Annotated in this window: 8 protein-coding genes and 1 pseudogene; 4 read left to right on the top strand and 5 right to left on the bottom strand. The window is 77.3% G+C overall.

Going from position 1 to position 8,855, the window contains the following annotated elements; genetic code table 11:
* Nucleotides 1–263: 263 nt before the first annotated feature.
* The 4 genes from EIO00_RS25755 (at nucleotide 264) to EIO00_RS23590 (ending at nucleotide 5,352) form a co-directional block, all read left to right on the top strand.
* Nucleotides 264–1,748 (top strand): FdrA family protein, encoded by a 1,485-nt coding sequence (locus EIO00_RS25755; RefSeq protein WP_140182571.1) that lies wholly within the window; start codon nucleotides 264–266, stop codon nucleotides 1,746–1,748.
* A gap of 22 nt (nucleotides 1,749–1,770) precedes the next feature.
* On the top strand, nucleotides 1,771–3,183 hold the full coding sequence (locus EIO00_RS23580) for a YlbE family protein (RefSeq protein ID WP_140182573.1): 1,413 nt from the start codon (nucleotides 1,771–1,773) through the stop codon (nucleotides 3,181–3,183).
* 229 nt (nucleotides 3,184–3,412) lie between these two features.
* Nucleotides 3,413–4,624, top strand: a complete 1,212-nt coding sequence (locus EIO00_RS23585) for a DUF6986 family protein (RefSeq protein ID WP_140182574.1) — start codon at nucleotides 3,413–3,415, stop codon at nucleotides 4,622–4,624.
* Between the two features lie 215 nt (nucleotides 4,625–4,839).
* Nucleotides 4,840–5,352 carry an XdhC family protein gene (locus EIO00_RS23590; RefSeq protein WP_140182576.1) on the top strand — a complete coding sequence of 171 codons (513 nt, stop codon included), beginning with the start codon at nucleotides 4,840–4,842 and terminating at the stop codon, nucleotides 5,350–5,352.
* 38 nt (nucleotides 5,353–5,390) lie between these two features.
* Here EIO00_RS23590 and EIO00_RS25760 read toward each other — a convergent pair whose 3' ends face one another.
* From EIO00_RS25760 to EIO00_RS23610, 5 genes and pseudogenes are all read right to left on the bottom strand, one after another.
* Nucleotides 5,391–5,528, bottom strand: a complete 138-nt coding sequence (locus EIO00_RS25760; protein ID WP_277752905.1) for a nitroreductase/quinone reductase family protein — start codon at nucleotides 5,526–5,528, stop codon at nucleotides 5,391–5,393.
* A gap of 89 nt (nucleotides 5,529–5,617) precedes the next feature.
* Nucleotides 5,618–5,818, bottom strand: a pseudogene (locus EIO00_RS25765) (nitroreductase/quinone reductase family protein); the annotation flags it as partial.
* Nucleotides 5,819–5,938: 120 nt separating this feature from the next.
* Nucleotides 5,939–6,508, bottom strand: coding sequence for a nucleotidyltransferase family protein (locus tag EIO00_RS23600; RefSeq protein ID WP_140182578.1), 570 nt, complete (start codon nucleotides 6,506–6,508; stop codon nucleotides 5,939–5,941).
* Between the two features lie 387 nt (nucleotides 6,509–6,895).
* Nucleotides 6,896–8,053, bottom strand: a complete 1,158-nt coding sequence (locus EIO00_RS23605; protein ID WP_140182580.1) for an XdhC family protein — start codon at nucleotides 8,051–8,053, stop codon at nucleotides 6,896–6,898.
* The coding region (locus EIO00_RS23610) for a vWA domain-containing protein (RefSeq protein WP_140182582.1) at nucleotides 8,046–8,855 on the bottom strand (810 nt) is incomplete at its 5' end. The genes EIO00_RS23610 and EIO00_RS23605, both read right to left, overlap by 8 nt.

The following is an 8,855-nucleotide window of genomic DNA, read 5'->3' on the forward strand; positions in this document are numbered from 1 at the left end:
CGACCGGCCGCCCCGACCGGCGAGGGGCGGGCCGACGGACGACGGGACGCCCGGCCGGGCGGTCGACCGGACGGCCGGCCGGGCGGACGACGAGGCGGTCGACGGGGCAGTCGAGGAGCGGGACCGCCGCGTTCGACGGGCCGTGAGCCGCCGCGCGCGGCGCGGCCGGGGGCGCATGGGCGCGTGACGAGGACGACCGGCGCCTTGGGGCGCGCCGCAGGCGAGCGGGGAGCACGCATGACCCCACGGAGCGGAGCGATGCCATGAACACCCGGGTCGAGGTGCGCGGCGGGATCTATCGCGACTCGGTCACCCTGCTGCGGGTGAGCCGGGCCCTGACACGGCGGCCGGGGGTGACCGCGGCGATCGTCGCGATGGCCACCGACCTCAACCTCGACCTGCTGGCGCAGCAGGGGTTCACGGCGCCCGCCGGGGCGGGGCCCAACGACCTGGTGGCGGCGATCCGCGGGGAGGACGAGGCGGCCGTGGAGGCCGCCTGGGAGGCGCTGGAGGAGCTGCTGGCCCGGGCGCCCGCCTCGGCCGCCGACGGGGCGCCGGGGCCGGAGGGGGCCCCGGCCCGGACCACGGGGGCCGCGGCGCGACGGCTGAGGGGGCCGGGCGGCGGGCTGGCGCTGGTGTCGGTGCCGGGGCGGTACGCCTACGCCGAGGCGATGGACGCGCTGGCGGCCGGCCTGAACGTGATGGTGTTCAGCGACAACGTCCCGCTGCACCAGGAGGTCGCGCTCAAGGAGGCCGCCGGACGGCGCGGGCTGATCGTCATGGGGCCCGACTGCGGCACCGCGCTGATCGGCGGCGTGGGGCTGGGCTTCGCCAATGCGGTGCGGCCCGGCCCGGTCGGCGTCGTGGCCGCCTCCGGCACCGGGGCCCAGCAGATGATGTGCCTGCTGGACGCCGCCGGGGTGGGCGTGCGGCACGTGCTGGGGGTCGGCGGCCGGGATCTGTCCGCCGAGGTCAGCGGGCGGTCCACGCTGGCGGCGCTGGCCGCGTTGGACGCCGACCCGGGCACCGAGACGATCGTCGTGGTGACCAAGCCGCCGGCCCCCCGGGTGGCCGACCTGGTGCACGCGGCGGCCCGCCGGCTGGAGACGCCGGTGACGTTCGCGATGCTCGGCGAGGACGCCGCCGACCTGACCGACGCCGCCGCGAAGGTGCTGCGCGCGCTGGGCCGCGAGGTGCCGCGGTGGCCGCGCTGGCCCGCGCCCGCCCCGCCGGCGCCGCCGCGGCCGGGCGCGCTGCGCGGACTGTTCGCCGGCGGCACCCTGTGCGCGGAGGCGGCCCTGATCGCCCGCCGCGAGCTGGGGCCGGACCTGCTCTCCGGCGGGCATGCGTTCACCGACCTCGGCGACGACGCCTACACCCGGGGCCGGGCGCACCCGATGATCGACCCGACGCTGCGGCTGGAGCGCTTGGCCGCCGAGGCCGACGATCCGGCGTGCTCGGTGGTGCTGATGGACGTGGTGCTGGGGTACGGGGCCGACCCGGACCCGGCGGCGGCGCTGGCCCCGGCGATCGAGGACGCGCTGACGCGGCGTCCCGACCTGCGGGTGGTGATCTCGCTGTGCGGCACGCCCGCCGACCCGCAGAACCGGGATCGGCAGGCGGCGGCGCTGCAGGCGGCGGGCGCGGACGTGTTCGCCTCCAACGCCGAGGCCGCCCGGCACGCGACGAGGCTGGCCCGCGGCGCTCCCGCCGCGATCGCGCCCGAGCGGCGTCTTGAGGATGCGTGATGGACCGCCTTGGGGGTGCGTGATGGACACGGTTCGGCTGGGCGGGCTGCTGGACGGCGAGCCGCAGGTGGTGGCGGCGGGCACACCGGTCCTGGCCGAGGCGCTGCAGCAGCAGGCGGTGCCGGTGGAGCAGGTGGACTGGCGTCCGCCGCCCGAGGAGGCGGTGGAGGCGTTGAACGCCGTGCTCGGCGACCCGCGGCACGCCGCGGCCAACGCGACCGCGGTGGAGCGGATGGTGGCCGCCCGCCCGCACCTGGTGGACGTCCGGCCCGCGAGCGAGGCGCTGGGACTGGAGAAGGGGACGTTCCTGCACGCCGGGCCGCCGCTGGAGTGGGAGCGGGCGTCCGGGCCGATGCGCGGCGCGCTGATCGGCGCGATGCTGCTGGAGGGGCTGGCCTCCTCCCCCGAGGAGGCCGAGCGCGCGCTGGAGTCCGGGGCGGCGACGCTGGACTCCTGCCACCACCACGGCGCGGTGGGGCCGATGGCGGGCGTGGTGAGCCCGTCGATGCCGGTGTTCGTCGTCGAGGACGACCGGGGCGGGCGGGTGCGCCGGTCGTACTGCTCCCTCAACGAGGGCCTGGGCAAGGTGCTGCGGTACGGGGCGTACGGGCCGGAGGTGATCGAGCGGCTGCGCTGGATGGGCGCGGTGCTCGGCCCAGTGCTGCGGGACGCGGTGCGCCGCCACGGACCGGTCGACCTGACCGCGATCACCGCGCAGGCCCTGCAGATGGGCGACGAGCTGCACAACCGCAACCGGGCCGCGACGTCGCTGCTGGTGCGGGAGCTGGCCGCCGACATCGTCGCCGCCGACGCGCCGGCCTCGGACCTGGCCGAGGCGCTGCGGTTCGTCAACGGCAACGACCACTTCTATCTGAACCTGGCGATGGCGGCGGCCAAGGTCGGCGCGGACGCGGCGCGCGGGGTGCCGGGGTCGAGCATGGTGGTGGCGATGGCCCGCAACGGCACCGACTTCGGGATCCAGGTGTCGGGCACCGGCGACCGCTGGTTCACCGGCCCGGCGCAGGTGCCGGACGGGCTGTTCCTGGGCTCGTACGGGCCGCAGGACGCCAATCCCGACATCGGCGACTCGACCATCATGGAGACCGTCGGGCTGGGCGGGTTCGCGATGGCGGCGGCCCCGGCGATCGTGCGGTTCGTGGGCGGCGAGGTGCCCGACGCGCTGGCCGCCACCCGGCGGATGTACGAGATCACGCTGGCCGAGCACCCGGTGTTCCAGGTGCCGATCCTGTCGTTCCGGGGCACCCCGGCGGGCATCGACGTGACCCGGGTGGTGCGCACCGGGATCCTGCCGGTGATCAACACCGGGATGGCGGGCCGGGTGGCGGGCACCGGACAGGTCGGCGCCGGACTGGTGTCCCCGCCCGCCGAGGTCTTCGGCGCGGCGCTGAAGGCGCTGGCGGCGCTGGCGGGCTGAAGCGGCCCGCCGCACCGGGCCGCGCGGCGGCCCCGACGCGGCGGGCGCCCGCGGCGCCGGGGCCCGGGAACCGACCTGGCCAGGGGAGGTCAGCCCCTCGTCCCGATCGTATTCGCCGACGCGGCGCGGGACGCCGGGCCTTCCCGGGAGGCGGGCCTCACCGCGATCGTCCGCGGATCGTCCGGGCGCCCGCGGGCGCGGCCGGCCCGACTTGCGGGATCATGGCGGGGTGAATCTGAGCGTTTCCTCGATCGACGACCTGTCCGCGCGGGTGGCGGCGGTCAACGCCGAACACGACAAGCACTTCCCCGGCGCGGCGACCGGACGGCAGCCGGTGCACACCGTGTACGTGCCGGCCGACAGGTTCTCCCGGACCACTCCGGCCGACTTCGGCGCGGAGGCGCTGCGGCTGTTCACCGTGCACACCCCGGATCCGGGCTCGTTCGGCGCGGCGTTCGGCATCGAGCCGGAGCTGGCGGCGACGGTGCACGAACGGGTGGCCGCCAAGCTCGGCACCGAGCCGGTGGAGGATCTGCGCATCGACTTCGAGGACGGCTACGGGGTGCGCCCGGACGCCGAGGAGGACGCGCACATCGCCCAGGTGGTGGAGGCGGTCTCCGCGGCCTATCAGGTCAAGGGGCTGCCGCACTTCTGGGGACTGCGGATCAAGTCCTTCAGCGACGGCGGTCACGAGCGGGCCATGCGGACCCTGGACGGGTTCCTGACCCAGCTGCGCGATCAGCTGGGCCGGCTGCCCGGCGGGTTCGTGATCACCTTCCCCAAGGTGACGACGCCCGAACAGGTGAAGATCTTCGTCGAGTACCTCGATCGTCTGGAGGAGTCGCTCGGGCTGCCGAACGGGATCCTGCGGTTCGAGGTGCAGATCGAGACCACCGAGGCGATCATCGACCGGGAGGGCGCGTTCGGGGTGCGCGGCATCGCGCGCGCCGGGGCGGGCCGCATCACCGCCGCGCACTTCGGGGTCTACGACTTCACCGCGGCCCTCGGGCTCCCTCCGGACCAGCAGCGCCCGGAGCACCCGGCGTGCGACTTCGCCCGGCACGTCATGCAGGTGGCGTTGGCGGGCACCGGGATCCGGATCAGCGACGGCTCGTGCAACGTGGTCCCCCGCAACGACGGCCCCGAGGAGGTCGGCCGGACCTGGCGGGCCCACGCGTCGGCCGTCCGCCACGCCCTGCAGCACGGTCTCTACCAGGGCTGGGACCTGCACCCGGCGCACCTGCCGAGCCGGTACGCGGTGATGTACGCGTTCCTGCTGTCGGGGGTCGACGACGCGATCGCCCGCGTCCGGGCGTGGCGGGAGCAGGCGGCGGGGGCCAAGGGCGTGCTCGACGAGCCGGCCACCATCAAGGCCCTGACCACCCGCCTGCAGCGCGCCGTCGACTGCGGCGCCCTGGACGCCGGCGCGCTGCCGACCTGACCCCGCCCGACCGGACCCGCCGACCGGGCCGGCGGCCCGATCGGCCCGGGCCGGCGGTGCGGCCGATCCCGCGCACCCGTGTCCCGGGCCGTGCGGCGGGCGGTGAGGGGCCGCCCGCCGCACGGCCTTCCGCCGGCCGATGAGGGGCGGCACGGTCGCGGCGCCCCTCCCGTCCGCCGGGCGCGCCGCGGGGCGCGGGGTGCGACACTGGGCGCATGACCCCTGCGCACGACGACGCGGCCTGCGCGATGGCGCACGGCGAGGTCCGGCCCGACACCGGCGACCGGGTCCTGGTGGCGGTCTTCGCCTCGCCGGTGGCCCGGTACCTGCTGCGCTACGGAGCCGACCTGGGCTTCGCGGTCTTCCTGCTGGAGCCCGCCGCCGAACGCGCCGCCGGCTGGACCGACGTCGCCCCGATCGCCCCCGCCGACCTGGACGGGCGGGCCGACGTGGTGGTCACCGACCACCACCGCGAGGAGCTGGGCCCGGTGCTGCGCGACGTGCTGGCCGCCGAGACCCGCTGGGTCGGGGTGATGGGGAATCCCCGCCATCCCGCCCCGCACGTCCCGGCCCTGCGCGCACTGGGGGTGCCCGAGGACGACATCGCCCGCGTGCATCGGCCGATCGGGCTCAACATCGGGTCGCGCACGCCCGCCGAGATCGCCGTGGCCACCCTGGCCGGGCTGCTGGCCGACCGCAACGGCCGCCCGGGCGGCTTCGCCTTCTGAGCCGGCGTCGGACACGCCGGCCGGGCCGGCCGGGCCGGTCAGATCGGTTCGCAGATCACCACGGGGATGACGCGGTCGCCCGCCCGGCGCCGGTAGTCGTCGAAGTCGGCGTAGATCTCCAGCAGGCGGGGCCACAGCGCGGCGCGCTCGGCCTCGTCGGCGGTGCGGGCGCGCATCCGCCGCCTCCTGCGGCCGATCTGGACGACCGCCCGGGATCGGCCCGGAGGTTGAGGCGCCACTGCGGGCGGCCGGGCAGGCCGGCCTGCGAGGCGACGACCACGATGCGCTCGCCGTCGCGCATGTACAGCGGCGGCGTGGTGCGCGGGAGCCCGCTCTTGCGCCCGATGGTGGTGAACAGGCGCACCGGGACGCCGCGCAACCGGGCCGAACCGATGTGGAGCCGCCGTCCGATCAGGCCGCCGGTCGCCCGGTAGACCGCCGCGTGCGTCCTGCCCATCACCTTCATGAGCTTGGGCGTCCACGGCGAGCTCGTAGAACCCGGGACGCGGCCCGGGCTCGGGGGCGGGCATGCGACCTCCAAGCGCTCGCTGCATGCAAGGACTTCCTTATCCCGGCACAGGGGGTCTCAGCCCAGCGCGGCCAGGTCGTCGGGAGTGTCGATGTCGTCCGGGGAGGCCACGTCATCGCAGGGCACCCCGGTCACCAGCTCGGGATGGGCGCGCAGGAACGGCCGGGCCCCCGCGTCCCCCACCGCGGCCTCGGCCGCCTCGCCGAAGTACCGGCCGGAGATCAGCACCGGGTTGCGCGGCTCGCCCCCGTAGGTCGCCACCGCGATCGGCGCGCCCGCCTCATGGGCCCGGATCAGCCGCCGCACCGCCTCCGGCGTCACCCGGGGCTGGTCGACCAGCGCGATCACCACGGCCGGGCAGCCCGGCGGCAGCTCGGCCAGCCCGGCGCGCAGCGAGGAGCCCATCCCGGTGCGCCAGCGCGGGTTGGGCACCACCACCGCCCCGACCGCCTCCAGCGAGGCCGCGCCGATCACCACCAGCACCGGGGAGCACCCTCCCTCGCGCAGCGTCCGCACGCCCCGGTCGACCAGCCGTTCGCCGTCCAGTTCCACCAGCGCCTTGGGCCGTCCCAGTCGGCTGCCCGCCCCCGCGGCCAGCAGCAGCCCCGCCGGGGCGCGCGCCCGCATCACGCCCTCCCCGCCTCGCGCGCCGGGGAGGCCGCCCGCCCGCGGCCGTCCCGGCCCGGGCGGCGACTCTCACGGGGCGCACGGCCGGTCTCGACGTCGATCTCGCCCATGCGTCTCTCCTCTCCGGGGGCCGGACACGGCCCCTCCGTCGCCGACGGCGCCCCAGCGGGCCGTGCCCGCTCGGAACGGTCCGCGCCCGCCCCGGACACGGCGGCCCCCGCCGTTCTCCCCCGAGCCGTCCCCCGAGTCCTCCCCCGAGGCTAGTGCGGCGGACGCGTCCCGCCCGGCACGGACACGGCTCCGAGACCGCCCGGCACGGGCGACGGCCCCCGGAGGCCTCCTCGGCGAGACCCCGAGGCGACCCCCGCCTTCAGGCGAGGGAGGAGGTCAAGCGCGCTCCAGGGGGCCCGGGCGGGCGGGCGGCCCGCCGTGGATGCGGCCGGCGGTCTCGGCGAGCGGGCGCCCGGAGCCGCCCCAGCGGAGCAGGATCATCTCGGCGGCGATGGACACGGCCGTCTCCTCAGGGGTGCGGGCGCCCAGGTCCAGGCCGATCGGCGAGCGCAGCCGGGCCAGCTCGGCCTCGGTCAGGCCGGCCTCGCGCAGCCGGGCCAACCGATCGGCGTGGGTGCGGCGCGACCCCATCGCGCCGATGTAGCCGGCCGGGGTGCGCAGCGCCGCCTCCAGCAGCGGCACGTCGAACTTGGGGTCGTGGGTGAGCACGCAGACGGCGGTCCGCTCGTCCACGGCGCCCGCCTCCAGCAGCTCGCCGAGGAACCGGTGCGGCCACCGGACCACCACCTCGTCGGCCTCGGGGAAGCGCTTGGGGGTGGCGAACACCGGCCGGGCGTCGCAGACGGTGACGTGGTAGCCGAGGAACTTGCCGATCCGGGCGACGGCGGCGGCGAAGTCGATCGCGCCGAACACCAGCAGCCGCGGCGGGGGCGCGAACGACTGCACGAAGACCGCCAGCTCGTCGCGCCGCCGCTCGCCCCGCGGCCCGTAGCGCCGGACGCCGGTCAGCCCCTGGGCGAGCATGCCGCGGGCGTCGTCGTCCACCGCCGCGTCCAGCCGCGCGGCGTGCGGCTCGCCGGGCGCCAGCGAGCCGGTCGCCCGGTCCGGCCGGATGACGCGGCGGGCGCCGAGCGCGCCGGGGCCGGCGATCACGGTCGCCACCGCCACCGGCTCGCGGGCCTCGACGGCGGCGATCACCTCGCCGAACTCGGGGAAGGCGTCCGGGCCGACCGGCTCGATCCACACCTCGATCGTCCCGCCGCAGGTCAGGCCCGCCTCGAAGGCGGCGTCGTCGCCGACCCCATAGCGCCGGAGCACCGGCCGGCCGGTGCCCAGCACCTCGCGGGCCAGCTCGTACACCGCGCCCTCGACGCAGCCGCCGGACACGCTGCCGACCGCCTCGCCGTCCGCCGACACCGCCATCGCCGCGCCGGGCGGGCGGGGGGCGCTGCGGAAGGTGTCCACCACCGTGGCCAGCCCGAACGCGCGGCCCTCCGCGTACCACCGGGCGATGTCGCCGAGCACCTCACGCACGTCGCCTCCCCGTGTGCACGATGCGGGCCAGCCGCTGCAGCGCGGCCAGGCTGTGCCCGGCCACGAAGTCGTCCACATGCGGCAGCGCCGCGGCCATCCCGCCGGTCAGCGGTTCATACCCGGGACGGGCCTTGTGCGGGTTGGCCCACACCACCCGGTGCGCCAGCCGCCGCAGCCGGACCATCTGCTCGCCCAGCAGGGACGGGTCGCCGCGCTCCCAGCCGTCGGAGGCGATCACCACGATCGCGCCGCGGGCCATGCCGCGCCGGCCGAACCGGTCGCAGAACTCCTTGAGCTCCTCCCCCAGCCGGGTGCCCCCGCTCCAGTCCACGATCGCCTCCGACACGGCCGCCATCGCCGCGTCCGGGTCGCGATGCCGCAGCTCCCGGGTCAGCCGGGTCAGGCGGGTGCCGACGCTGAACGCCTCGACGGCGCGGCCCCCGGCGCGGACGGCGGCGTGCGCGAACCGCAGCAGCGCGTCGGCGTAGGGGGCCATGGAGCCGCTCACGTCGATCAGCAGCACCACCCGGCGCGGGCGGGTGCGGTGGGCGCGACGGCGGATCGCGGTGATCTCGCCGCCGTTCCGCAGCGCCTCGCGCACCGTCCGGTGCGGGTCGCAGCGGCCGGAGGGGGCGGGCGCGAACCGGCGGGACCGGCGGCGGGGCGGGTCGGCCTCCAGCAGCGCGATCAGCCGGTTGACCTCGGCGCGTTCGGCGTCGGTGAGGCGGGCCGCGTCGCGGTGCCGCAGCACCTCGGCGCGGCTGGCCGCGGCGAGGCGCGGGTCGGCCCGCTCTCCCGCCCC

The organism is Thermomonospora catenispora (genome assembly GCF_006363815.1).
GTDB lineage: Bacteria > Actinomycetota > Actinomycetes > Streptosporangiales > Streptosporangiaceae > Thermomonospora > Thermomonospora catenispora.